Origin of the sequence: Bacteroides sp. L008 (assembly GCF_040812255.1) — a bacterium.
GTDB lineage: Bacteria > Bacteroidota > Bacteroidia > Bacteroidales > Bacteroidaceae > Bacteroides > Bacteroides vicugnae.
The window spans coordinates 4,987,814-5,014,296 of the sequence record NZ_JBFNXO010000001.1 but is presented as its reverse complement, the minus strand read 5'-3'; the positions used below and the strand labels follow the sequence as shown (position 1 = coordinate 5,014,296).

Here is a 26,483-nt window from a genome sequence, read left to right as displayed (position 1 = left end):
AAACACCCTATAAAGGTTGTTGTTTTGCCCTTTGTCGGGACTTTAACAGGCACCAAAAGGCTTTTTGGGGCAAAAAAGAAGAGATTTTGCTGTTTTTTGAACGGCAAGTTTCCTTTATTCTCTTTAAATTCCACTTTCTTTGCAATGTTCCTTCTTATGGAATTTATATCTAATAACTAATTATAATGTATACCATGAACATGAAAAAGAATTTTCTAACAATGCTACTTGCATTGGCTCTATGCAGTTCGACTTTTGCTCAATGGAAACCTGCCGGTGACAAAATCAAGACATCGTGGGGAGAACAGCTCGATCCTAAAAATGTATTGCCGGAATATCCGCGTCCTATCATGGAACGTAGTGACTGGAAAAACCTGAACGGGCTTTGGAAATATGCAATCACAAAGAAGGGAACTCCTGCACCTGCTGCTTACCAGGGTGACATTCTGGTTCCTTTTGCTGTAGAATCGTCTTTATCAGGTGTAGGCAAAATGATAAACGAGAAAGAGGAACTGTGGTACCAACGCACTTTCGACGTTCCTTCCAACTGGCGTGGCAAACAAGTCCTGTTGCACTTCGGAGCAGTAGACTGGAAAGCAGAAGTTTGGGTGAATGACGTAAAGGTAGGTGAACACACAGGCGGATTTACTCCTTTCTATTTCGATATCACTTCCGTACTTAATAAAGGCAATAATGATCTGGTAGTAAAAGTATGGGACCCTTCAGATCGTGGCGAACAACCCAGAGGAAAACAAATAGCAAATCCTCATGGCATTTGGTACACTCCGGTTACAGGTATCTGGCAAACAGTGTGGTTGGAACCGGTGGCAGCACAATACATCGCTAATCTGAAAACTACTCCTAATATTGATAATAACTCTGTTAAGGTAGAAGTTGCTGCCAACACAACTTCTGCTGACAAAGTGGAAGTAAAAGTATTCGACGGCAAGAACCTTGTAGCCAAAGGTGCAGCGTTGAACGGAGTACCCGTTGAACTGGCAATGCCTGCTAATGCTAAACTGTGGTCTCCGGACTCTCCCTTCCTTTACAATATGGAAGTGACTCTGTATAAAGACGGAAAAGCAATCGACCAGGTAAAGAGCTATACTGCTATGCGTAAATATTCTATCCGCAAGGGTCCGAATGGTATCACTCGCCTGCAGTTGAACAACAAAGATTATTTCCAATTCGGTCCGCTCGACCAGGGATGGTGGCCTGATGGTTTATATACTGCACCGACAGACGAAGCTTTGGTTTATGACTTGAAAAAGACAAAAGACTTCGGCTACAACATGGTACGTAAGCACGTTAAGGTAGAACCTGCACGCTGGTACACTCATTGCGACCAGTTGGGATTGATCGTATGGCAAGATATGCCGAACGGTGGTCCCAGCCCACAGTGGCAAGCACGTAACTATTTCAACGGTACAGAAGTGATTCGCTCTGCTGCTTCCGAAGCTAACTACCGCAAAGAGTGGAAAGAAATCATCGACTGTCTGTACTCTTATCCGAGTATCGCTGTATGGGTACCTTTCAATGAAGCATGGGGCCAATTCAAAACTCCGGAAATCGTAGCGTGGACCAAAGAATACGATCCTAGCCGACTGGTGAATCCTGCCAGTGGTGGTAATCACTACACTTGTGGCGATATTCTCGACCTTCACCACTATCCGGGACCAAACATGTTCCTTTACGATCCGAGACGTGCTACCGTATTGGGTGAGTACGGAGGTATCGGCCTTGTAGTAGAAGGAAACACTTGGGTGAATGACAAGAAAAACTGGGGTTATGTGAAGTTCAATACATCGGACGAAGTAACCAACGAATACATCAAATATGGCAGACATCTGTTGGAATTGATCCAGAAAGGATTCTCTGCTGCCGTATATACTCAGACAACAGACGTAGAAGGTGAAATCAACGGTCTGCTCACTTACGACCGTAAAGTAATCAAAATGGATGAAGCTAAAATCAGGGAAATCAACCAGAAAATCTGTAACTCTCTGAATAAATAATAATTAGAATAATACTCTTTTCCTTGTTGAATTTAAAAACAGCACCTCTGAAGGTCTATATTCAGGGGGCTGTTTTTTTATGTTTTCATTTTTTCCCGATGGGCTTACTCTTCTTCCTGCATGAAGATCTTTACCTGATTCCAGCTATTCTCCGTATCATTCGATACTTTCTCACCGGGTGTAGAGCGTCCTTCTTCCAGATATTTCTTCATAGTCCGTTTCATCTCTTTCACCTCATTCTCATAACGTTTATCACCGATGATATTTTCTTTTTCCGAAGGATCTTTCACGATATCAAACAATTGCATCGGAGGGAACTTAGCTACATCAACCGGTTTAACGGGATATGTCCACCCACCGGAGCCTCCGTAAAATACCAGTTTCAGTTGGGAAGTACGTAAAGACAGATACCCCTCTCCTGCTTCATGCACCAAGTCTTTGCGGGTGGAAGTGCCTTTCTTACTCAATATCGGCCACATACTGTAACTGTCGACGGCTTCTTCCGTCTCCAAATTGTGGTTAAGCATTTCGGCAAAGGTAGCATAAAAGTCAATCAACGAAACCAGAGAGTTATTTGTCTCTTTCCCGTATTTACCTTTCCAGGAGACAATAAGCGGTATTCTGTGACCGCCTTCATAAATATCACTCTTATAGCCTTTGTAGATATAACTGGGGAAATGCCCCTGTCTTTCCATATCTTTGACGCCTATATAAGCAGCACAGCCATTGTCCGAAGCAAATACGATGATGGTGTTATCCAGTTGTTTATTCTTCTTCAATGTTTCTACAATTTGGCGCACCATGTCGTCTATCATGACTACAAAATCACCATAGGGACCGATGCTGGTTTTACCCTGAAATTCTTTCGAAGGCAATATAGGTGTGTGGGGAGCAGTAATAGGCAAATATAAGAAGAATGGTTTCTTACTGCCTTTCTGCTCATTGATATAGTTCAGGCTGTGACGAATGATGTTGGGAAAACATTCTTCCGGTTTGAAGTCAGCTCCTGCCATTCCTCCGTGCATCAGTAAAGCCAGGTTCTTTTTCTGGGGTTCTATCACATGATCGGGGATAGAGGTTGCCTTATTGTTTTCCACGTAAACATAGGGAGAAATATCCAGTGATGCAGGGATGCCGAAGTAATAGTCAAATCCTCTGTCGGTAGGTCCGTTCTTGATCGGGAGCGAGAAATCGATATCTTTCATGCTTCTACCGTTGTCCGTATATCCCCAGTCCCAGCCTAAATGCCATTTGCCGATACAAGCGGTATTGTATCCGTTGGCTGAAAACATTTGTGCGATGGTGCGACGTTCAGGGTCGATCATAGCAGGTGAATCACCATTAAGACCGCCTCGTTTCAGTTTGGTACGCCACGGATATCTTCCGGTCAGGAGAGAATATCTGGAAGGAGTGGATAAAGCAGAGGAAGCATGGGCATCCGTAAAGGCAATTCCGTGCCCGGCCAGTTTGTCGATGTTAGGAGTATGGATTTTAGATTCGGGATTGAAGGCGGAGATGTCTCCGTAACCTAAATCGTCAGCCAATATAAACACGATATTGGGTGTTTGCGCCTTTACAGCAGTTACTGCAAAAAGTGCAGAAGAGATTGTGATTAGTTTATTCATATATATAATGTATTAAAACCGTAGTTAATAGGTGATATCGCCTATGCCTTCATGTTTTCCAAGCGGCATGCCCGTATTATCCTACTGCCATCTCTTTCGTTCCACTCCAGTGAACGACCCCTTTCACTCCAGTGAACAGGTCTGTGCACTCTAGTAAACAGTTTGTGCCACTCTAGTGGAACGATGCAGATGCTTTATCAATAACAAGGCAAGAACGAATGGAAAACAGGAGGACATCAGGTTGTTTGAACGGAAAATGCTCTTCATCTGTTTTCAATGTAGGCGTTTACAGTACCCATCATCCGTGCAATTTCGATGAGAAGTGTATGAGAAATGATTGAAAAACGTATGAGAGAAAGCCCTTTTTCCGTTAAAATATCTATAAAAAGTATGAGAGATGCCTGTTTTAAAAACATCTCTCATACTATATACATTTAATTACAAGCTTATTATCGAGATTTTATGAGAAATGAGAAATAAAAAAATAAAATCTCTTTCAGAGAGCAAATAACGATAGCATTGTTGGAATGCTATGCATTGGCTGCTTTCTTCTGCTTGTTCTTAGGGGTGCGTGGCTGGTCTTTATCAGCTCCGGTATCATTTTGCTGCTTCATCCATTTCTGCAGTTCCATCGTCAGTTCAGCTTTCTTCTTACTATATTTCTTCATATCCGCCAGATTATTCATCTCGAACGGATCTTTCTTGATATCATATAGCTCGAATTCAGGACGATTCTTGTAACGGTTCAATATTTTATGTGCCTGATCCGACTCCTGTGCTTTCCAGGAGAGATACCATTCTGCCTTTTCAATATGTTTTTCCACGTATGTTTCTTCCGGAGTCAGATTCCAGATCAAGCGATAGTGTCCGTCTGAAATGGAGCGAATCGGATAGGCCGGACCTTCGGGAACATTGTTGTGAACATGATAAGCATATTTATGGTGTGTCTTCGTTTTCCCCTGAAACACACCCAGCAAGCTCTTTCCGTCTATCACGTCAGGAATTTCTCCGCCTGCAACATCGATGAACGTAGGAAGAAGATCCTCATATTGAACAATGGCAGAAGTTTCCACACCCGGTTTAATGACACCCGGCCAGGAAGCAACCATCGCCGACTTGACCCCTGCACTCCAATTCGTCCATTTAGCTCCGGCAAATTGCGTACCTTGTTCGGAGATGAAAATGACAAGCGTGTTCTGCAGCAGATTCTTATCTTTCAGAATCTGCATAGCGTCACCCACCTGCTGATCGAGCAAACCGACTTCAGCCAAATATCTGGCATAGTATTCACGCGTTACTTCCGTATCAATAAATTGTGGCGGCAATTGAAGTTTCTTCCGGTCGAAGACGGAAGCGTCACCACCCGTCCAGGGAGCATGCGAGTTGATAGAAGCCAATACCAGACAGAAAGGTTGGGAAGCATCACGCTCCATAAACTTTTCGATGCCTTTGGTATGATAGTCAGTGTTTGTACTTGTACATCCTTCAGGAAATCCCGGTACTTTCTCGAAGGGGAAGTTAGCCAAAGGCCTGATATGCCATTTCCCGGCTAATCCTACCCGATAGCCAAGTTCCCCTAGATAAGTGGGAAGAGACTTTACATCAGCATTGACCGCACTATGGTTTGCATAACCACCATGATGCATCGGATACATACCTGTATACACACAATGCCGGGTAGGCGTACTCATCGAAACGGAGTTATACGCATTGTTGAATTTGATCCCCTGCTCCGCCAGTGCGTCTATATGAGGTGTCTTGTTGTTTACAGCCCCGAAACAGCCTATATCATAATAGGAGCAGTCGTCGGCTATGATTAATAGAATATTAGGTTTCGAAGGAGTTTGGGCAAACCCATTCCCTATCGCCAATCCGCCTAAAAGGCACATGCTAATCATTGATTTTTCCATCTTGTATTATTTTCAATTCATAGGGTTAACAGATTCAACGTACTACTTTCCATTCTTTAGGAGCCTTGAATCCGTCACGGCCTTTACCGTATGGAACCTCCGGTATACAAGGAGTGATGGTGTCATATTTCAAGGCAACCTGATACAGGGCCTTCACAATCTTCTCGTTTCCTGCACTGGCATTTTTCTTTTCATAAGGATCTGTCTTATAATCAACCAGAAAATCCTGTTTCAAATCAAGTCCCGGTTTCATGCCTTTTCTGATCAGTTTATAGTCTTTATTGACTACGGCTCCGTGTCCCAGATAGAAATCGCGGTCGATGCAGCTCTTCTTACCATTCAATACAGGGAGTATGCTGATACCATCATATTCACGTTTCGGACGGCTGTTATCTCCTACCAGTTCTTTCAATGTGGGAACAAGGTCAACAAAACCTGTCACCTGCGAACTCAAGTTCTTATACTGTTTCTCTGCTTTCTTCCAATAGAGAACAGCCGGAGCGTGCACGCCTCCATCCCACTCGTCGAATTTATGCCCACGCAATGGTCCTGATGAGGATCCCGGAACGCCGGCAGTACCGTTATCGCTAAAGAAGATAAAGAAAGTGTTGTCCATTATTCCTTTCTTCTTCAAGGCATCTACGATAGCTCCGATTCCTCTGTCCATACAGGAAACCATTGCACTATAAGTCACCTTTTTCTGTTCCTTCGGTGTCAGACTGTCGAAGTTATCACAATAAAGTTTAATATCTTTTTCCTGTGCTTGCAGCGGAGTGTGAGGCGCATTATAAGCTACATACAACATAAACGGACCTTCTTTCTCATAAGCATCGATGCAACGGATAGCTTCTTTAGTTATCAGTTCGGTAGAATATCCCTTGTCATGACAAGTTTCCCAATCGTTGTGCCAATCCAATTCGCCCTCACGCGTAAGGTCGAAATAATCTATTGCACCGTTCAGGTGACCGTAGAAATGCGAAAATCCCCTATTCATCGGATAATGCACTTTCTTCGTATGTCCCAAATGCCACTTACCGATAATGGCTCTGTTCTTATATCCGTTGCGTGCCAACATATCGGCCATCGTTTCTTCATTCTCGTCCAGACCGTCTTCACGCCAAGGCGGAATAACAGCCGAACGAACACCAAAGCGGTTCGGGTAACGTCCCGTCATCAGTCCCGCACGGGTAGGCGTACTGATAGGAGAGGTATAGAAACGTTCGAGCTCCACTCCTTCTCCAACCAGAGCATCCAGACAGGGAGTCTTGATTTCACTTCCATGAAATCCGACATCTCCCCAACCTAAATCGTCGGCCAATACAATCACAATATTAGGACGCTCTGTCTGTGCATGAAGAAATGCCGGAAGCAGAGTACATCCACAAAGCAAACCAAAAAATTCTTTTTTCATGATATACGATTTATTAATAACATTCTGTGTTTCATTCGTTTGATATGTGACGGCTTATTTTTTCTTTCCCGGCATGTGTTCGAAGGCACGCATCTCGGTAGCTTGTCCTTCGTCTCCACAATCCTTCATCCATCGTTTCAATTCTTTATCCAGCCGGCTGATGGTAGAGGCTTGTCCCGCATCTTCCGCCAAGTTTTTCATACAATACGGATCATTCTTCACATCGTACAGTTCGATAGCAGGGCGATGCTGGTATCTGGTCGTCATAGCTTTCGCATGACTATCCGTTTCCGCCAGACTTTTCCACTCCTTGAATAAAGGAGAACTCGTCATAACATTCTGAAAAGTAGCTTCCGGAGTGAGATTGACAATATATCTGTACCGGCCGTCGTATACCGAACGGATTCCGTAATACGGCGATCCGGCATTGATACCTCTCGTGGTCTGAAGGGAGAAAGAATATTTTTTATGTTCCTTCTTTTTGCCTGTCAACACCGGTTTGAAGCTTTCTCCATCCATTTTCGCCTGCGGCTTTCCTCCTGCTATGTCGACAAAGGTAGGAACAATATCGACGTATTCCACCAATGCATCACTCACGCTTGCCGGCTTAATCACTCCCGGCCAGCGGACGATACACGCAGAATGTACTCCCGCATCATAACAAGTCCATTTGGCAAAAGGCAGGCTGTTGCCTTGTTCGCTCAAATATACGACAACAGATTTATCTGTCATCTTTTCCTGATCCAGAATAGAAAGGACGTTGCCAAACTCCTGATCCATAAAATTGATTTCTGCCAGATAACGAGTAAACTGCTTGCGTGTTTGGGGAATATCCACATACATAGGGGGTAAGGTTAGTTTATCTGCATTAAACTGCGAAGCGTCTCCTTTATTCCAGGGAGTATGCGGTTGATTGGAAGCAACAAACAGACAAAAAGGGTCTCCTTTTGCTTTGCAATCGGAAACAAATTTCTGAATCGCTTCAAAATTCAAATCTCCTCCTTTCAAAGAAGGTACATAAAGGTCGAAAGGAAATACTGATTCCGGAGCGATATGCGATTTCCCGATCAATGCTACTTTATAGCCCAATGGCTGCAGATGATGCACGACACTCAATGTTCCTTCATCGGCACAAGTATGATTGGGGTAAGCCCCGCTACGTACAGGCCATAAACCTGTATATAAATTATGGCGGGTAGGTGATGACATCGGGACAGCCTGATAGGCTTGTGTGAAACGTACTCCCTGGGTAGCGAAACGGTCGATATTCGGAGTTTTCGAATCAACACTTCCATAACAGCCCAGATCATAATGGGAACAGTCGTCGGCTATAAACAACACAAAGTTCGGTTTTTCCGTTTGCTGTGCATATGCCAGGCTGGTAGCACCCAATGCAACGGATGCGCTCAATAGCAATTTATTCATTTTGTGTTCCTCCTAATTATTTCTTCGGATGTTTAGGCAATACAAAGTTAGCATTCGCCCATTTCTCCCATTCGGTAACCAGTTTCGTCAATACTTCAGGGTGCTGTTCTGCCAGATTGTTACGTTCGGTGCGGTCTTTAACCACGTCATACAGTTCCCATTCTTTTCCTTTTTCGTCGCGGATCGCTTTCCAGTTGCCCCAGCGGATCGCTCTGTTGTTTTGATGTTCCCAGTACATATATTCGTGCAAAGAGTCTGTTTTCTTTTGAATAGCAGGGAAAAGACTGCTTCCTACCAATGGATATATTTTGTTTCCACCGTGATAAGTTTCCGGGTAAGCGGCTCCTGTCGCTTCCAGAATAGTCGGCATAATGTCCGGCAAATAACCGGGAACACGACACCATCCACCTTTTTTATTCTTCAGATTGTTTTTCCACGACACGATGAGAGGGGTAGAAATACCTCCTTCATAAGAACGGCATTTGTATTTGCGGAACGGAGTATTGGAAACCTGTGCCCATGCCCTTCCATAAGAAGGGAATACGCTACAAGCCGGGTCGTTGATCTCTGACACTTTTCCGCCTCCTAATTCTGCATAAGGTTCGGCACAAGCACCATTGTCGGACAGGAACATGACAAGCGTATTGTCCAGTTTATGATTCTTCTTCAGGTAATCCAGCAATTTTCCTACATTATAATCTACACAATGCACCTGTGCTGCATAAACAGCCATCCGATAGGCTACTTTATCTTTCTCCTGCTCCGTCAATTCATCCCATTTCCGGTTTTCCCATTCGGCGAATTCTGTGCTCGAGTCAATAATTCCCATTTTAGTCATCCGTTTCCGTCTTGCTTCACGAATTTCATCCCATCCTTTTTCACGATAGATCTTTGTGAATTTCTGAATGTCTTCCTCTTTCGCCTGCAACGGCCAGTGAGGAGCATTAAAAGCCAGATAAAGGAAGAAAGGTTTATCGTCTTTCTGTTCATCAACAAAGCGGATGGCATAATCAGTAAATGCATCCGTTGTATAATAAGGCGCTTCCGGAGTCGGAAGTTTGGTGTTATCTAGCGTCAACCCGCGTCCTCCTGATGGTCGTAGATAACTGCAAGCTCCTGCCAGGATACCGTAGAAACGTTCAAATCCCCGTTGTAAAGGCCATTTTTCTTCTCCATGCATTCCCAGATGCCATTTACCAGCCATATAAGTATGGTAGCCTCCTTCTTTCAAGACCTCGGCTATTGTGACACAGTTCCGGTTCAGGAATCCTTTATATCCCGGCACTCCCCAGTCGTTCGGACTCTTTTGATTCTCTTGCTTAAACGGATCTTCGGACATTTGCCCGATGCCCGCCTGATGCTGATATAGTCCTGTCATTAAACTGGCCCGGGCGGGGCAAGAACGTGAAGTGTTGTAAAATTGGGTGAAGCGTACTCCTTTGGATGCCAACGCATCAATATTAGGGGTCAGTATTTCTCCACCGTAGCAGCCGATATCGGAATAACCCATATCATCTACCATAATCAGTACGACGTTCGGCTTTTCCTGTGCCGAACAAAACGATGCCATCAGTAAGGGGGCAGTCATTAAGAAATTCTTCTTTACCATAGTATTATCAATTATCTGGAAAACAAAAGTAGAGAAGTTTATGCAAAAGGAAGGAAAAATGCTAATCAATAAAGAACAAAATCAGGTATATGTGATACTAAACAGGCATACAACACGCTCCTGTACTTTTATTTCTATCATGAATAGTTTTTTTCCTTTATTGAACAATATGTTTTCTATTTTTAGATCCATTTTCTCTAACTTTGTACTTTAGTTAAAAATCTATTGAAATGAGAAACAAACGAATTATTCTTCTGCTTTCTTTTTGCTTATCATTAATAGCAACATGGGGAGAAGTACCTCCCGCCAAGGTCATATTCCAACAATATATGAACCAGGCACAAACATTCGCCAACAACTTTCCACGGGAGAAAGCGTATTTACATTTTGATAATACGAGTTATTACGTCGGTGACACAATTTGGTTCAAAGCTTATGTCACCCTTGCCGAAAAGCAGACTTTCAGTCTGATCAGCCGCCCTCTGTATGTGGAGTTAGTAGACCAGACAGGGCATATAGCAGATAAACAAATTATCAAGCTGACACAGGGAGAAGGAAATGGGCAATTTATTCTTCCTCATTCAATGCTATCCGGTTATTATGAGGTACGCGCCTATACGCGCTGGATGCTTGCTTTCGATGAGCCACAGTATTTTTCGCGCACTTTTCCTATTTATCAGCTTTCCAATAGTGATAAATTGGAACGTAGTATCACGACTTACGAACTAAGTTCGTCGATGAAGAACCGTCCGTCTGAAACGGAGGAGAAGTTTAATTTGCGTTTTTTCCCTGAAGGAGGACAATTAGTGGAGGGGGTAACTTCGCAAGTCGCTTTCAAGGCGGAGAGTAAGAATGGAGGGGACATTGAATTATCGGGAACGATCTATACCAAAGAAGGAACAGAGATCACCTCTTTCGAAACTTTGCACGATGGAATGGGACATTTTGAATATACTCCTTCCGCTCAACCCGCGATCGCTAAAGTCAGTTTTCAAGGAAAGAAATATGAATTCACACTTCCACAGGCATTGCCCAACGGGTATGTTTTAAGCACTGTCAGTAATGCCGGTGCCCTTTTGGTGAGAGTATCCTGCAATGCCGCCACTCCTCAAGACACATTGGCTGTATTTATCAGTCATCAAGGGCGTCCATCTATTCATCAGCTGATTAGTTGCCGGGCAGATGCTCCGCAGGAGTTTATTTTACCCACCCGTAAACTACCGGCAGGTGTACTGCAGGTCAGCCTCATCAACCGGGCAGGTAATACATTGTGCGAACGTTTCGTCTTTGCCAATCCGCGTGCTCCCCTGCAAATATCGACGGAAGGATTGAAAGAAGTGTACGCTCCCTACGCTCCCATTCGTTGCGAATTGCAAGTAAAGAATGCTAAGGGAGAACCAGTATCCGGAGAATTGTCAGTCAGCATCCGGGATGGTGTCCGGTCGGATTACCTGGAGTATGACAACAATATTTTCACCGATCTGCTGTTAACCTCCGATTTAAAAGGATATATCCACCAACCCGGTTATTACTTCGCATCCCCGTCTCCGCGAAAGCAAACCGAACTGGATGTTTTATTGATGGTGCACGGATGGCGTAAATATGACATGAGCCAGACCATCTCTACTGCTCCTTTCACTCCGCTTCAATTGCCGGAAGCACAATTGGCACTGAACGGGCAGGTGAAATCAACCATTCTCAAAAATAAGCTGAAAGATATTGCGCTTAGCGTGATAGTGAAGAAGGACGATCAATTCATAACCGGAGGAACCGTGACCGATGAAAACGGTCGTTTCACCATTCCGGTGGAAGATTTTGAAGGAACGACGGAGGCAGTAATCCAAACCCGGAAAGTCGGTAAAGAACGTAATAAGGATGCTTCTATCCTGATCGACCGTAATTTCTCCCCCGCTCCGCGGGCCTACGGCTACAAAGAGCTTCATCCGGAATGGAAAGACCTGGCCTACTGGCAACAGAAAGCCGAGAGTTTTGATTCTTTATACATGGATTCTATCCGGAAGGTAGAAGGACTTTATGTATTGGATGAGGTGGAAATAAAAAGCAAACGCCGGCAAGGAAGTAACATGGCTACCAAGATCAGCGAGAAGAGTATTGATGCTTATTACGATGTACGCCGTTCGGTGGATGTATTACGCGATAATGGAAAGATTGTCACTACCATTCCCGAATTAATGGAAAAGTTGAGCCCGCAATTTTATTGGGATCGCACCAATGACAAGCATACGTATCGCCAGAAACCGATCTGCTATATTATGGATAATCACATTTTGTCTGAAACAGAAACTCAAATGATGCTGACCGAGGTGGACGGATTGGCTTCTATCATCATTAGCAAAGGTACCGGAGGTATTGATGACGACATCATCCAAAATACAAAGATGTCCGAGGTGACCGATAGTACAGGAGTCGATATAAGCAAACTGGATAAATATAGTGTTTTCTACCTGATTCCCCTGCCCAGACGCGATGTATTGAATAAAAGCCAAAGTGCGGTACTAGGTACCCGGCAAACTGTTATCCAAGGATATACCCGTCCATTGGAATATTATTCTCCCGCCTACCCGACCAAGGAGCTGTATATGGACAAAGTAGATAAAAGACGGACGTTATACTGGAATCCATCCGTACAAGCTGATGAAAATGGGAAAGCGGTGATTGAATGTTATAATAATCAATATTCCACTCCGTTGATTATTCAAGCGGAAACACTGGGTAAAGATGGACAAATAGGAAGCATGAGGTATTCTACTATTAGCAAAACAGAACAATAATCTCTATTACGGATTAGTCAAGTTAGTATGTGAATATATTAATGGGGATGAAGTTATTCCTGACCCGGAATCCTTCATCCCCATTATTTGTTCAGTCCTCTATTAATCTGTTTTATATAAAACCCATTTTCTATGAAATAATTCTTATTTCTTTTTCTGTCCCGGATAAGGTTCTACCATACAACGTTTCGCCCATGCTTCATAAGCCTTTGCCATCTCTGCCACCTTTTCCGGATATTTAGCAGCCAGATCGTGTTGCTCACTACGATCTTCATTCAAGTTGTACAATTCCCATTGAGAGTTATTTTTCGGACGAACTAATTTCCAGCCATCATTAGACAGGAAAGCACGTTCGTTGAAGTGTTCGAAACCTAAATAATCATGTCCTTTACGATGTCCGGTCTTAAAGATCGGAAGCAAACTCTTTCCTTCCATAGGAAGAATATCATGTCCTTTGTACGTTGTAGGATATTCTGCATCCGCCAGATCAATACAAGTAGCCATAATATCCATCACATGGCCGATTTCAGACGTCATGCCACCTACGTTCTTTTTGATACCTTTCGGCCAGTGGGCAATCATCGGAGTACAGATACCTCCTTCATAAGATTTAGCTTTCCAGAAGCGGAACGGAGTATTAGCCACATTAGACCAGCGGGCTCCTAATGAAGCGTATGTAGTTTGTGGTCCGGGCAATACTTGTTTATTACGTGGGTAAATGATTTTCTTTCCATCACGGGTCATATCCGGACGGTCGTTCTCCCCACCAGTCATATTCTGGCAATCTTCATTACTGCACCCATTATCAGACAGGAAAAGAATCAATGTATTATCAAGCTGCCCGGTCTTTTTTAAAGCCTCAATAACCTGCCCGATACCTTGGTCTACACGGTCGATCATGGCAGCATGAACAGCCATGGCACGGGCATCCCATTCCGCGTGCGGATTGTCTTCCCATTTGTCATGAAACTGACGTTCGGACAAGAAATTATCCATTCCCGGGAAAATGCCCAATTGCTTCTGACGTTCGTAGCGGGCATTACGGATAGCTTCCCAACCTACTTTATAGGTATCCTTGTATTTCTCAATATCTTCCGGCAATGCATGCAGCGGCCAGTGTGGTGCTGTATAAGCCAGATACATGAAGAATGGTTTGTCATCTTTTGCGTATCCTTCTACTTCCTGTACAGCACGGTCTGAAAGAGCTTGTGTGATGTAATACCCGTCGGGTACTTCTTTTATGGGTACCTCACCTTCTACCAGACTAAACGGATCAAAATAATCCACTACCCCATAAATAACTCCATAATGAGAATCAAACCCACGATTTACAGGATAATGACACAAATCAGAGAATGTGTCATGGAAAACACGGTGTGCCAGCCATTCGCGTTGATCTTTGCGCAGAGGAGTTTCTGCAACATGCCATTTTCCAACCATACTGGTGGTATATCCTGCTTCCTTCAATACTTCGGCAATGGTAACGGCATTACGTGAAAGTGTCCCACGATAGCCCGGTAAGTGAGCATCAAAGGTCATTCGTCCGATTCCGGCCTGATGCTGGTAAAGTCCCGTCAATAGGGAAGCACGCGTCGGACAACTACGGCTTGTATTATAAAAATGATTAAATCGTACTCCTTCTTGTGCCAGTTTGTCCAAATTAGGAGTATGAATCTCACTACCATAGCATCCCAAATCGGAGTACCCGAGATCGTCTGCAAGAATTACCAGAATATTAGGGCGTTTATCCGACTTTTTCCCTTTCGCTTCCGCTACAGAATTACCGGCAACCATCAAAGCAGTCGGCAATAGTAATAATTTAGAATTCATAAGTTTAATGTTGGTTTATAATTTGTTTTTCACTGTATTACTCTTTTCCTTTATCTTTATTCTCTTCAAACCATTTACATACTTTTTTACTTAACTTGGCTACAACTTCCGGATGCGACTGTGCTACATCATTTTTCTCGAACTTATCTTTTTCAATATCATACAATTGCGCATCACTTCCATCACTATTTATCAGCAACTTCCAGTTACCGCTGCGTATAGCCAGATGAGGACTTCTGTCATTCGGGTTTCCCGGTTTCTTAAAGAACTGATTTCTTCCAAAATCCCACATCAAATCTGTTTTACGTTTAGCTTTTGACTTACCCAAAAGAATTTTATCATAATTTTGTCCGTCTCCTTGATAGCCTTTTTCTGTTGCAATCCCGGCTATTGCACACAAAGACGGATATAAATCGACTGCACACAACACGCTTTCGCTATTCACTTGCCCGGCCTTTATCTTCTTGGGATATTTTATCAGGAACGGCATACGGATACCACCTTCATAAAGGCTGTTCTTGGTTCCTCTTAAATAAGCAGCACGAGCGGATTGAAAGCTGGGAGCCGGTCCGTTGTCACTAGTGAAAATCACGATTGTATTTTCTGATAATCCCAGCTCTTCCAGTGCTTTGATAAAACGTCCGATCTGTTTATCCATTTCAGCAAGAACAGGAATGAAGGCTTCTTCCGTATTCCAGCTTTTGTTTTCTTTTTGCTTAAATTCCGGTACCCAAGGGGTATGCATATCATCCGGCCACAGATTCAGGAAGAAGGGTTGGTCTTTATGACGTTTGACAAAGTCAATACTCTTATTTACAAAGTATTCGGTACGTCTCCAACGTTTCACACTGTCTTTAGCTGACCAGATCCAGTTGGTAGCAGTGATTGCCGGATCAGGGTCAGGGCTTTCATACGTTGATATATATTCGTCGAAACCATAATTCCTAATAGAAGGGGCATTGCGCACGTCGCGTCCGCCTCCCATGTGCCATTTCCCGATATGTCCGGTAGCATAACCTGCACTCTGAAAAGCACGTGCCATAGAAGGAGCCTTATCGTTTAGAAAGTTGCGTTGCTCACATTTTTTATTAGCAGCTTTCCCATTTAAAAAGGTGTTGATTCCTTGTGTTATAGGAAATGTCCCTGTTGTCAGTCCGCAACGGGAAGGTGAGCTGACCGGTGCCGAGGAATAATATTGATTGAATAATAATCCGTCCTGCGCTATCTTGTCAATATTCGGAGTGGGGACAAACTTACCTCCATAACAACCGATATCTCCGATTCCCATATCATCTATATAGATAATGACAACATTGGGTTTTGTCTCTGCCTGCATATTGACCACGGGTAGCAAAGCTCCGAGCCAAGGCAAATGTTTCTTGATGTTCATAACTATTTTGATTTAATTAACTGTACTTCTTGTCGTTTTTTGTGTGACTGACCTACAGAACAAAAGTAGAGAAGTTTTCTTTTAAAAAAGGAAAAATACAAATCAATAAAGGAAAAAAACAGGTAAACAGAGGTGAAAGCTGTCGGTCATAATCTATTATAAGCAAATAGGGAAGATATAATTTCCTATATCTTCCCTATTTCTATTTATTAATAGGATTACCATTCAACCTGCTGATCTTCATCCGGAATCTGGGTATTGATATTCCGCTGAAGCGTCATGCTTCCTTCCACCCTATATTTGATGGGAATGACTTCTATACCACTTCCACCATAGGTGAAATCCTGAAAATCGTATTCAAACATGATTTGAACATAACGACGTTCCAAATAAGGGCGTGTAGCATCCATAATCGATGTTTTGCTATAGATAGGTGTTCCTATCAATTTGAACTGCATTTCGTTATTGGGATCATCCGGTTCCATATCCAATGTTTCATCGTCCCTAAAACGCACATTGATTTTGTATTTCTTACGGATATCCTTATCCATGTCTTCATTAATCAGACCGGCATAAAAGAATACGGAATTGTTGTCTATCACATACGCGGTGCGCTTATCGGTCGTTCTGGCATTGGTATCGGGCTTACCATTGATATAAGTATACACTTTCATGGACGAAGCCGCATACGAACCTGAATAATCATTAAAGGGAACCACATTCAACAAAGCTTTCGCATAGTTCTTGCGCGGATGACTTTGATAATTGTAAGACTCATCATCTACAATGGTTAGTGGTAAAACCCACTTTTCCAACATATCAATGCCTTGCAAATTGAAATCGATATTCAACTGTTCTACACACGAACCGGCAGGAATATGCACCGTTTCGGGGAATTCATATTTGTCCTCCTCCAGTTCCGTATACCACAGTTCCGGGCGATAAAGACTGAAACGCTCGATATTCAACGTGTGCAGTGTATCCTTATCCACCGCTATATGAATATCTCTGTCCTGTCCGTTCACTGTAGAGCCGCTGACAACTACAGGCAATTGATAAGTCACTTTCCCATCCTCCTTATATCTGACGTAGATAGTAGTAACACCATCGCCTCCGGAAGCGATAGGCGCTTTGAAAGAGACGTATTGTTCATACTGCTCATCTTCCCACTCATTATTACAAGCGGTTCCCAAGACGATGACAGCCAATAAACTTAAATAAATATATATATTCTTCATATCATATTCTTATTAGGAGATTAATCATTGTATGTCCATCCCGGATTCTGTGTCAACCGTTTATTGCGTTTCAACTCATCGTGGCTGATCGGCCAGAAATAGAGCTTGCGTGAGAAGGCAGTGGGCAAATCCGCAATTTCAATCGGAGTGTAGAATTGTTCTCTCTGCTCCTCTGTATCCGACATATAAAAGTTACATCCGTAATTTTTCTTGGATTCTTCCACTTCTGCATCTTTCCATCTGCGCAAATCGAAATAACGCTGTCCTTCTGCCATGAACTCAATCTGACGTTCATGTTTCAGTTTCGTACGGAACACATCCCGATCCTGATATTCTGTCATGGTATAATCGGGAACACCTGCGCGACGACGCACATCTCTGATGCCCTTTTTCATTTCATCAATATCACGTTTGACAGTATAACTAGTAGAACCGTCCCACGATGGAATGTTGTATGAAGATCCGTCTTCCAATTCATTCAAAGCTTCGGCATAGATTAACAGAATTTCGGCAAAACGAATAGCTGGCTCCGCTTTCGCTTTGATTTCTTTCCGATTCGTATCATCCGGATGTACATACTTCATGATACCGATGCCGGACCGCAAATAAACACCTGTACCGGAGAAACCGTCAGAATTGATGCCGTAATAATAGTTGACCTGCTTCTCAACGTCATTCTTATAGTCTGTTGTCTCTGCATTTTTCAGTAAAGACCACACGCAACCATTGAAAGAAACGGAAGCATAGAAACGAGGTTCACGCCATGCATATTCTTTCCACACTCCTTTCTTTAAATGAGGATATGTTCCTGCTTGTCCTTCCTTTTCAGTCACAAAACGGTTTCCAACCCGACAAGTGTCCAAAAAGGTTTGGCGGTCAAACTCTGAACCGTCATACATATAGTAAGCGTCACACATCTTTAATGTCATACCGTAAGCATTACTTCCGTTCCCTAAAGTTCTCGGCATTTGAAGCTTCACCATTTCAACCAGGCTGTTACCTCCCTGGTTACGTCCGCGACTGAAAATCAACTCCGGATTTTGATACATCGCTAATGCACCATTAAAAACTGCCCGATAAGATTCATAAGGGTCTATATCACTATAACCACCTTCGTCCCATGTCTTCGTTGAGAAGTCATCGTCCTGGTAAGGGGCAATGGTAGCTGGATATCCGGGTTCGGCAATGTTAGTCGCCTTTTTATGATAGAGTTCATAGCGATGTCCGCTATTTTCTCCGGGAAGTTCCATCACATCTCTGGCCGCAGCAGCTGCTTTGGCCCACTTATATTCATTGTATTCCTGCGACATCAAACAATTTCCGTCGTAATCTACCATATCCGAGAACTTGTCCGCATCTCCCGGGCGGGGATTATTGATGGGACTAGCCGAATACAATAATGCTCTGGCACGAGCAGCCAATGCCGCTCCGCGCGTAGGACGTGCCACCTGGTTAATGGCACGGGTCAAGGGCAGATCTTTGGCAGCCAGAAGCATCTCCGATTCAATGTATTCCACACACTTATCATACGAACTGCGTTGAATGGCTAGATCATCATAAGTGGCAGTATAATCCAATCCCTCATCGGGCAGCAAGGGTACAGGACCGTATTTGCGTAACAACAACCAGTAATAGTAAGCACGGACAAAGCGCGCCTGCGCTTTCAGATCCGCTCTCTCCTCTTCCGTAAACTTCGTGTTCATGTCAATATTCTGAATGAAGATAGAGGCTTGGCGGATACCTTTATAACTATCATCCCATGAGTGCCGGTAACTCTCATCGTAAGTACCGGTCTTAAAAGTCTTATACCCTGCGAGACTATTGCCTCCGAAATAAATGTCATCGGCAAAATTAGTGATTGTATTCAGCATCATAGATACTTCCAGATTGTATCCTCCCAAATAGGAATAGGCATTTGCCAACCATTCTTCCGTGTTTTCCTTGTCAGTAAACACATCCTCCAAAGACCGACGGTCTTTGAAATATTTATCTGAGTCGAGTTTATCCGAACAAGCAACGGCAATCACGCTCAGCATAATACCAATATACAGTTTATATATCTTTCTCATTTTTCATGCATTAAATTAGATATTCACAGTCAACCCCAAAGTAAATGTTTTGGCAAGCGGATACTTCTCTCCGTTAGTACTTCCCATTTCTGGATCCCATTCTTTAAATTTGGCAAACGTCAGGAGGTTGGTACCAATGAAAAATACACGTATCTTATTAAACCGCATCTTGTTTACGATCGATTTCGGTAAGGTATAGCCCACTTCCAATGTTTTCAAGCGCAAATAAGAACCGTCTCTTAGCCAGAAGGTAGAGGCCCTATAGTTATTGTCGTTTCCTCCATAACTAAGACGCGGATATGAAGCGTTCGGATTCTCATTGGCAGAGATACCCAATGTGGCAGCTGTCTCCGCATCGACATAGCGGTCTTTCACCAGATTTGTCAGGACATTTCCCCACTGGCTACCACTAAAGGCATATACGGTAGGCCCGTTAATGAAGAACGAAGATTTGCCTGCCCCCTGGAAATGTGCATTGAAATCGAACCCTTTCCACTGCGCAGAGATACCAAACCCATAAATTAAATTGGGCTTCGTTGTGGCACCGATAGCCACCTCATCACTCGCATTGATAATTCCGTCTCCGTTAACATCCTTATATTTGATGTCACCCGGTTGAACCTTTCCCCAGTTGGTTTGCTGCGGACTATTGCGTATATCATCGTAGTCCTTAAACAACCCCAAAGCGATCAATCCCTTCGCCTGATTCACCCGATAACCGGCCTCTTTTTGATAAGGGTAAACCGCATTCATTTCATCTTTCTCCAGAATCTCATTTTTACTGTAAGTGAAATTACCGCGGACAGTCAGATTGACTTTTCCCAACTTCTGCTTATAAGCAAAGTTCCCGTCAAAACCTTTCGAAAGCACACTTCCCACATTCGCTTTCGGGTTACTATTCACCCCCACAATGCCCGGCAGATATTTACGTTCCATATAGATACCGTCACGCCGTTCATGGAAATAATCTACAGTAGCCGTAAACTTGTCGTTGAATAAGGAGAGATCCACACCTGCATCGTGCTTGGTTGCAATTTCCCAAGTAACATTATTGGATGCCAGTTGTGTATACCACATTCCTGTATAAACATTGTCCGAAGAATTGTAATCACTCCAAGTCCAACCACTTCCATTATCATTAATCGTGTATAAATAGGGGAAACGTTCATTCATCTTGTCGTTACCCACTTTACCATAAGAATAACGCAACTTGAACATATTCATCCATTTCAGATGTTTCTTGACAAACTTCTCTTCCGCTATATTCCAAGCCAAAGAAAAAGCCGGGAAAAAGCCGAAACGGTGTCCGTCCGCAAAATTTTCCGAACCATTATAACCAAAATTGAAATCGGCAAAGTAACGATAGTTCCAGTTATAGCTGGCACGACCTGCCAATCCCATGTGACGTTGAGCAACCCCATTTTTCACATCCGTTCCTATACCAACCGTGGTCCGATAAGCATCCTGACTATATTTCAATGTTCCACCCACATGATGCGCTTTGAACGCACGACTATATTGTAAGAATGCTTCCAAGAATTCGCGCCGCTCACCAGTAGAAGAACTGGTTTGTGCCATCGGTTTTTCTGCGTTCTGTTGCTTGTAAACCACATTCCCCTCATCATCACGGTCTCTTTGAGCGCGCCAAGTTTCCGGCATTCTTATCCGATCGATTTCACTCTGATTGTTTGTATCGAATCCGAAACGTCCCTCAAAGCGCAAACCTTTGGTGATAAAATCCAACTTTTGCTCCAAAGAGATATTGGTCTGAATCTTATTGTTCCAGATTTCCTTATAACCACTCTGTGTAGCAAGTACCCAAGGATTATTACGATTATCGTCCGTTCCGTGTGAAGGAATGTAACCGTTAGAGTACATGACGGGAATACTGATCGGGCTCTGTCCCATTAAAGAAGTCCATACGTTAGAACCCTGTCCCGGTGCATTCCGTTTCTTCAATGAACCGGACACCCCTACTTTGACAAGAGTACTCTTCGTAATGTCAATATCTGTATTCAAACGATAGTTCCAACGCTGGCTACTAGGATTGGTGTTGTAATCCTTGCGCATGGCCTCGTCTGTTTTATACATACCTTCTTCATTGACGTAGCTAAGAGACACGAAGTAACGTGCCGTACTGCCGCCACCACTCATATTCAAATTGGCACGATAAGTCATCGCTCCATCTTTCAACAGCACGTCCATCCAGTCTACATTCGGATACAAATCCTGATCAAGTCCCAACCGCAGAATCTCCATTTCATCATCTTGATACATTCTCTCCTGATTACGAGTAATTCGCGCTTCATTCATCAACATGGCATAAGTATAACCATCCGCAAATTCCGGCGTAATGGTACGCGCATTATAAGAGGTCTCCACCTTAGCATTAATCTTAATCTTGCCCTCCTTACCATGTTTGGTTGTAATCAGCACTACTCCATTTGCACCACGAGGACCATAAATCGCTGTAGTAGAAGCATCTTTCAATACAGTAAAAGATTCAATATCTTCAATATTGATTTCATCCAGATCACGTTCAAAGCCATCAACCAACACCAATGCAGCGCTATTGGCACCAAAAGTAGATATACCACGAATCCAGAATTCAGAGGTGTTCACACCCGGCTGTCCGGAAGTCTGCATGGCAAGCACACCCGGCACGTTTCCCGCCAACGCATTGGAGAGGTTGGCTGAAGGATTAGATTTTAAAACCTCGACATCTACGTTCGTCACGGCACCGGTCACGGTCAACTTTTTCTGTGCACCGGTTCCCGTGATAACCACTTCATCAATTTCCCTGGCATCCGATTCTTTCATCGATACATTGACCAAATTCTGACGTTTCACCAATACCTCTTGCGTATCGAAACCGATATACGAGAATACCAAACGGGAAAATTCCTCAATCTTAATTTTGTAACGTCCGTTGATATCTGTTATCGCTCCCAAGCCCGGCTTATCCTTCACTGTCACATTGACGCCGACCAACGGCTCTTTATTTGTATCTGTCACGACTCCTGTCACCTCAAATGTCTTCTCCTGAGCAAAAAGGGAAACAGAGACCAGTAACAGGCAAATCGTAATAAATTCTTTTACTCTCATGTGTTCTTCTTTTTATTGATTTTCTTGATTCTCACTGTCACTAGGTTCTGCTCCGACTAAATCGTCCGGAGCCTGCTCTTTGGCAATCTTCCGAATCTTATAATTTCCCGAATCGCCAACATAGAAAGTCTTCGTCGCCTCATCGTAGGCCAAAGCTATCGGTTTATTAAAACGAGCTCTCTCGCGTATCTCTCCGTTTTGCTTACCCCATTTATAACTAGTTGAAGAGGCAGAACCACGTCCGGCAAACGTCGAAACTATTCCATCCGGAGTCAACACTCGGATACAATGATTTTCTGTATCCGTAAAATAAAAGTCATACCAATCACTTTTATTAGCAGCCTTATATTCCTCATTGAGTACGAAAACACCTTGACCAGGTTTATTGATACGCGCATTGATACCTACAAGATCTTTATAATCAGCCCCACCGGATTGTCCGCATACGATGTACGGAGTCACCAGTTTTTTGGTTTCTTCATCATAACTGGAACGAAGGATATAATGTGACTCATGCATGATGATATAAATGTATTTCCCCGTTGGATGAGGGACCATACTGAAGTCAACCGTCTGATTAGGCACACTAAATGCCAGAAGGTCAGGCAATCCGGCTCCGTTAGGAACATTCGGATTGTTATTATAGCCGTTCTCTATAAAATTATATCTGTATACATTGCCCGTTGCACGATGATTGAAATAAAGCTCTCCCGTTTGTGGAAGAATCATAGATCCATTACAAGCATTGCCATGCGTCAAAGGCACCCAACTGGACTCTTTGAAATCCTGCCCATCGGCACTGCTGCCACGCTCTAAAATAATATTATTTCTATTCGTAGCACCATTATTTTGTGGGGTAGCCAATACCATATCTCCATCATTCGTCCATGTAATGGTCGTTGTACGATCAATATTATCCAATTTTTTGGAATAGATCATTTTCTTTTCCAAATCCAACACTCTTAAAGGTCTACTTTGATTATTTTGAGACAAATAAAGAATGTTAGGATGTTGGGGATCGAAAGAGAACCAGAAAGGATACTCTATTTTTCCACAATTATCGAACGGCCCAGTCTCTACGACATCTCCATTACCCAATTCGTCCACATCACCACATAAGTCCGTTACTACCATTTGCGGTTCATACTGGTATTTTTCAGGCAATATCACCGTTTGCTCACCAACTTTCACTTCGACAGTCCCTTCAAAACAGCTTTCCGGTGTAGAACAGTAAATACTGGTACCTTTGGCACTGACAACAATCGCATCTTTTCCACCTACCTTTACAGAAATGATAGAACGGTCTGTTCCAAAATTACTTCCATAGATAATCATTTTCTTTTTTCCACCTCCCGATTTAGGCGTAAAATCTGTCACCTCTACCGGCTGATTCGGATCGTAAGGCGCTGATGTCTCATCTTTACTATCTTTACAGCTACCAAGACAGACTGCAAAGATGAATCCCAACATCATGCACTGTAGCCCTATGCTCCCATGTTTCATAGTTTTACATTTCATAATACACTAGATTTAAATTATTGATTATTCTGAACTTTGTCCATTAATACCTTCATCCAGTATCCTCCGATTACTGAACGTGCTCTGAAGCCGACCCATCTGCCGCTGTCTGTATGATGCCAGTCACTGATAGGCACACGAGATACCGTTTCGTTGATATATTTATAGAGAGGATTAGCAAATTTCTGAAAAGTCTCTTTATCCGGAGACATAGCTGCTGTCCACATAATCCAGTCGGATTTTGTGTATTCTTTGCGGGAATCTAGAGGAAGTCCATAAGGATTCTGTTTTGTCAAGTAATAGCTGATTTCTTTTCCGATTACATTATTAGGGAACAGATTCAGATTCCACAACTTATCCCAAACCATATTGTATTTTTGGCTCCAAGTGTTCTTACGGTCAAAAGCCAAACGGTAATGGTCGCCTTCATTTGCCATTTCCTCCCACTTCACCGCCATTTTCTTGGCTGTCGCTGCATACTTATCTGCCACATCATTCAAACCGAGCATACGAGCCATCTCGCTATATCCGGCTACGCCCATAATCGCTTTCACTGAAAGGTTGGCATTGTGCGCCCAATGCCCGGCAAAGTCATCCGTGCAAAGTTGGTTTTCCGGGTCCTGTCCATACTCTACTAAATAATTAGTCCATGTAGTTAAAATGTCCCAATATTTCTTAGCATAATCGGCATTACCTTCGATCTTCGAAATGGCTGCTGTTAGAATCACCATGTTACCACTTTCCTCAATTGGCATATCACCACCATAAACTTGTCCATTAGCTATTGGGTAAGTACCAAGGTCATGTGCAGCAAAAGGTTTATTCCAGCGACCACTTGCACTATATTCGAAAATACTGGTCATCATCGCTTTCTCCAAATCTGGATTATAAACGAGGAACAGAGGGGCGGACGGATAGGTCAGATCGACTGTATTGATACAGCCATTACTGTTATTCTCTTTAGAGAACCACATCAGATTACCTTCTTTATCAGTAAAGAGCTTGTGAGCAGAAATAACTTGACGATAGGCTGCAGAGCAGATTTCTGCATATTTTTTGCCACCTGCTTTTTCTGCATCACTATAAATAAGTTCGTCAAGTGCACGACAACGCTCCATGATGGATTGATAGTTATCTCTTAGTTTCTCGAAAGCATCAAAAATCGTCACTTTACCATCATGTTTCCAATATCCCATACGTTTTTCATACATATATTCAATAGAATAAATGTCATCATAACCGATCATCATAAAACCATCTTTACCATCTTTGGTGACAGTTCCAAAATTATGTACATAAGCCATTGCAGGAATATTTTCTTCTCTGCGAGTGATCCATTTAGCTTTACTTGAAGCTAAAGTTCCATTTTTAGCAAAAGATTCTTTCATTCCGCTATAGTCACCCAAGCTTACAGATTTTCCTGCTCCATTTACACTACCAAGATATACATATCCCCAATCCGCACAAATCAAATCACCTTTACGATCACAGATCGGTTGATTAATAGTACCAGCCTCTACATAACTAATACCATTTTTTGATAATGTGCGCGCAATAGTGGGTTGGGTTGTTTCATTCACAGCTAACTCCGGAGTAGTTTCTATATAAAATTGTACATCGTGCTCTTTTTTATCAAGAGGACGTACACGATAAGAGATGTAGTTAATCGGAGTTGAAAGCAAGTCCAAATCATCTATCAATTGAGGTGCTGTAAATACGACATCTAATTCGACTGGGCCACAAGTGAATGTATAGTAACTGGAAGTGGCTAATACATCTACCGACTTCTGTATGGCTTCATTATCAAATGTTACTGCATTTTTCTTTTCACGATATAAACCGAAATCCACGTAAGATCCTCCAGTTGTGTTATGACAATGTGCGGCAATCACATTTTTACCACTACGAAGTTTCTTCTTTGCTTCATCTGAAAGTTTTAGGTTTACATTATTCTTCCATACGAGATCCGTAGCCACCAGTCTTTCCCCATTTAAATATAATTCAAATACATCGTCGTGAGAATAAATGAGAAAAATATTCTCTGTTAAATCCAAATCATTAATTTCAAATGTACGTCGAATATAAATATCTGTATTATCTCCTTTCCATTCTGTACGAACCCGTGGCATATCACGGCTGCCGAAGGCAGCTTTACCTTTTTTCCAACTACTATCATCAAACTGGAATTCTTGCCATCCATTTGCGGGTTGGCTATTAGTATATGCCGCCTCCCAGCGTTCCACATTTGTCATGGGAGCAATAGGTATTAGAGCCACTTGATCTTTACCCAGAAAACGATACACTTTGCCATCTACACGTAAGGCTCCTACTAAAGGCTTTTTAGCTGTAGTCCAGTGTTCTGTACTTCCTTCCATCAATTTATCATAAGGAGACCAGATAGAGAAGTGAGGATCTGAAACAACGATAGGTACTGATGGAGTACGTAGCGCTACCTCTTTTACTGGTTTAAATAAGTTGCCGGTTTGAGCATTTGCAAATAAACCGACCGAAAAGACCATTACTGTTAGTAGTTTCTTCATAAATAT

Annotated in this window: 14 protein-coding genes; 2 read left to right on the top strand and 12 right to left on the bottom strand. The window is 42.9% G+C overall.

Annotated features, from left to right (window positions below):
- Nucleotides 1-200: 200 nt before the first annotated feature.
- Nucleotides 201-2,015, top strand: a complete 1,815-nt coding sequence (locus AB3G73_RS19300; RefSeq protein WP_195648881.1) for a glycoside hydrolase family 2 protein — start codon at nt 201-203, stop codon at nt 2,013-2,015.
- Nucleotides 2,016-2,119: 104 nt separating this feature from the next.
- Here AB3G73_RS19300 and AB3G73_RS19295 read toward each other — a convergent pair whose 3' ends face one another.
- From AB3G73_RS19295 to AB3G73_RS19275, 5 genes are all read right to left on the bottom strand, one after another.
- The gene (locus AB3G73_RS19295) at nt 2,120-3,640 is read right to left on the bottom strand and encodes an arylsulfatase (protein WP_195648882.1); all 1,521 of its coding nucleotides are present in this window, start codon (nt 3,638-3,640) and stop codon (nt 2,120-2,122) included.
- Nucleotides 3,641-4,170: 530 nt separating this feature from the next.
- The gene (locus tag AB3G73_RS19290; protein ID WP_367745384.1) at nt 4,171-5,550 is read right to left on the bottom strand and encodes a sulfatase; all 1,380 of its coding nucleotides are present in this window, start codon (nt 5,548-5,550) and stop codon (nt 4,171-4,173) included.
- A gap of 34 nt (nt 5,551-5,584) precedes the next feature.
- Entirely contained in the window at nt 5,585-6,961 is a 1,377-nt protein-coding gene (locus AB3G73_RS19285) for an arylsulfatase (protein ID WP_195648884.1), read from the bottom strand.
- Nucleotides 6,962-7,015: 54 nt separating this feature from the next.
- A complete protein-coding gene (locus tag AB3G73_RS19280) occupies nt 7,016-8,386 on the bottom strand; it encodes a sulfatase (protein ID WP_195648885.1) in 1,371 nt (456 codons plus the stop codon).
- A gap of 16 nt (nt 8,387-8,402) precedes the next feature.
- Nucleotides 8,403-9,995, bottom strand: coding sequence for an arylsulfatase (locus tag AB3G73_RS19275; RefSeq protein ID WP_367745381.1), 1,593 nt, complete (start codon nt 9,993-9,995; stop codon nt 8,403-8,405).
- Between the two features lie 230 nt (nt 9,996-10,225).
- Between AB3G73_RS19275 and AB3G73_RS19270 the strand changes: the two genes are divergently transcribed.
- Entirely contained in the window at nt 10,226-12,787 is a 2,562-nt protein-coding gene (locus AB3G73_RS19270; RefSeq protein ID WP_234132655.1) for a hypothetical protein, read from the top strand.
- Between the two features lie 144 nt (nt 12,788-12,931).
- On the opposite strand, the gene AB3G73_RS19265 is transcribed toward AB3G73_RS19270, so the two are convergent.
- The 7 genes from AB3G73_RS19265 to AB3G73_RS19235 all read right to left on the bottom strand — a co-directional run bounded on the left by AB3G73_RS19265 (nt 12,932) and on the right by AB3G73_RS19235 (nt 26,477).
- Nucleotides 12,932-14,617 (bottom strand): arylsulfatase, encoded by a 1,686-nt coding sequence (locus AB3G73_RS19265; RefSeq protein WP_234132657.1) that lies wholly within the window; start codon nt 14,615-14,617, stop codon nt 12,932-12,934.
- 37 nt (nt 14,618-14,654) lie between these two features.
- On the bottom strand, nt 14,655-16,007 hold the full coding sequence (locus AB3G73_RS19260) for a sulfatase (RefSeq protein WP_195648887.1): 1,353 nt from the start codon (nt 16,005-16,007) through the stop codon (nt 14,655-14,657).
- Between the two features lie 218 nt (nt 16,008-16,225).
- Entirely contained in the window at nt 16,226-17,245 is a 1,020-nt protein-coding gene (locus AB3G73_RS19255) for a DUF4973 domain-containing protein (RefSeq protein WP_148364125.1), read from the bottom strand.
- Nucleotides 17,246-17,265: 20 nt separating this feature from the next.
- Nucleotides 17,266-19,314 carry a RagB/SusD family nutrient uptake outer membrane protein gene (locus AB3G73_RS19250; protein WP_148364126.1) on the bottom strand — a complete coding sequence of 683 codons (2,049 nt, stop codon included), beginning with the start codon at nt 19,312-19,314 and terminating at the stop codon, nt 17,266-17,268.
- A gap of 15 nt (nt 19,315-19,329) precedes the next feature.
- Complete coding sequence (locus AB3G73_RS19245) at nt 19,330-22,419, bottom strand: TonB-dependent receptor (protein WP_148364127.1); 3,090 nt, start codon at nt 22,417-22,419, stop codon at nt 19,330-19,332.
- A gap of 12 nt (nt 22,420-22,431) precedes the next feature.
- Complete coding sequence (locus AB3G73_RS19240) at nt 22,432-23,937, bottom strand: IPT/TIG domain-containing protein (protein WP_367745380.1); 1,506 nt, start codon at nt 23,935-23,937, stop codon at nt 22,432-22,434.
- Between the two features lie 17 nt (nt 23,938-23,954).
- Nucleotides 23,955-26,477 (bottom strand): DUF4965 domain-containing protein, encoded by a 2,523-nt coding sequence (locus tag AB3G73_RS19235; RefSeq protein ID WP_367745379.1) that lies wholly within the window; start codon nt 26,475-26,477, stop codon nt 23,955-23,957.
- Between the last annotated feature and the right edge of the window lie 6 nt (nt 26,478-26,483).

What these genes read in the sequence shown, in the direction of transcription:
- AB3G73_RS19300 (WP_195648881.1), top strand. Translation starts at nt 201, where the DNA reads ATGAAAAAGAATTTTCTAACAATGCTACTTGCATTGGCTCTATGCAGT.
- AB3G73_RS19295 (WP_195648882.1), bottom strand. Translation starts at nt 3,640, where the DNA reads ATGAATAAACTAATCACAATCTCTTCTGCACTTTTTGCAGTAACTGCT.
- AB3G73_RS19290 (WP_367745384.1), bottom strand. Translation starts at nt 5,550, where the DNA reads ATGGAAAAATCAATGATTAGCATGTGCCTTTTAGGCGGATTGGCGATA.
- AB3G73_RS19285 (WP_195648884.1), bottom strand. Translation starts at nt 6,961, where the DNA reads ATGAAAAAAGAATTTTTTGGTTTGCTTTGTGGATGTACTCTGCTTCCG.
- AB3G73_RS19280 (WP_195648885.1), bottom strand. Translation starts at nt 8,386, where the DNA reads ATGAATAAATTGCTATTGAGCGCATCCGTTGCATTGGGTGCTACCAGC.
- AB3G73_RS19275 (WP_367745381.1), bottom strand. Translation starts at nt 9,995, where the DNA reads ATGGTAAAGAAGAATTTCTTAATGACTGCCCCCTTACTGATGGCATCG.
- AB3G73_RS19270 (WP_234132655.1), top strand. Translation starts at nt 10,226, where the DNA reads ATGAGAAACAAACGAATTATTCTTCTGCTTTCTTTTTGCTTATCATTA.
- AB3G73_RS19265 (WP_234132657.1), bottom strand. Translation starts at nt 14,617, where the DNA reads ATGAATTCTAAATTATTACTATTGCCGACTGCTTTGATGGTTGCCGGT.
- AB3G73_RS19260 (WP_195648887.1), bottom strand. Translation starts at nt 16,007, where the DNA reads ATGAACATCAAGAAACATTTGCCTTGGCTCGGAGCTTTGCTACCCGTG.
- AB3G73_RS19255 (WP_148364125.1), bottom strand. Translation starts at nt 17,245, where the DNA reads ATGAAGAATATATATATTTATTTAAGTTTATTGGCTGTCATCGTCTTG.
- AB3G73_RS19250 (WP_148364126.1), bottom strand. Translation starts at nt 19,314, where the DNA reads ATGAGAAAGATATATAAACTGTATATTGGTATTATGCTGAGCGTGATT.
- AB3G73_RS19245 (WP_148364127.1), bottom strand. Translation starts at nt 22,419, where the DNA reads ATGAGAGTAAAAGAATTTATTACGATTTGCCTGTTACTGGTCTCTGTT.
- AB3G73_RS19240 (WP_367745380.1), bottom strand. Translation starts at nt 23,937, where the DNA reads ATGAAATGTAAAACTATGAAACATGGGAGCATAGGGCTACAGTGCATG.
- AB3G73_RS19235 (WP_367745379.1), bottom strand. Translation starts at nt 26,477, where the DNA reads ATGAAGAAACTACTAACAGTAATGGTCTTTTCGGTCGGTTTATTTGCA.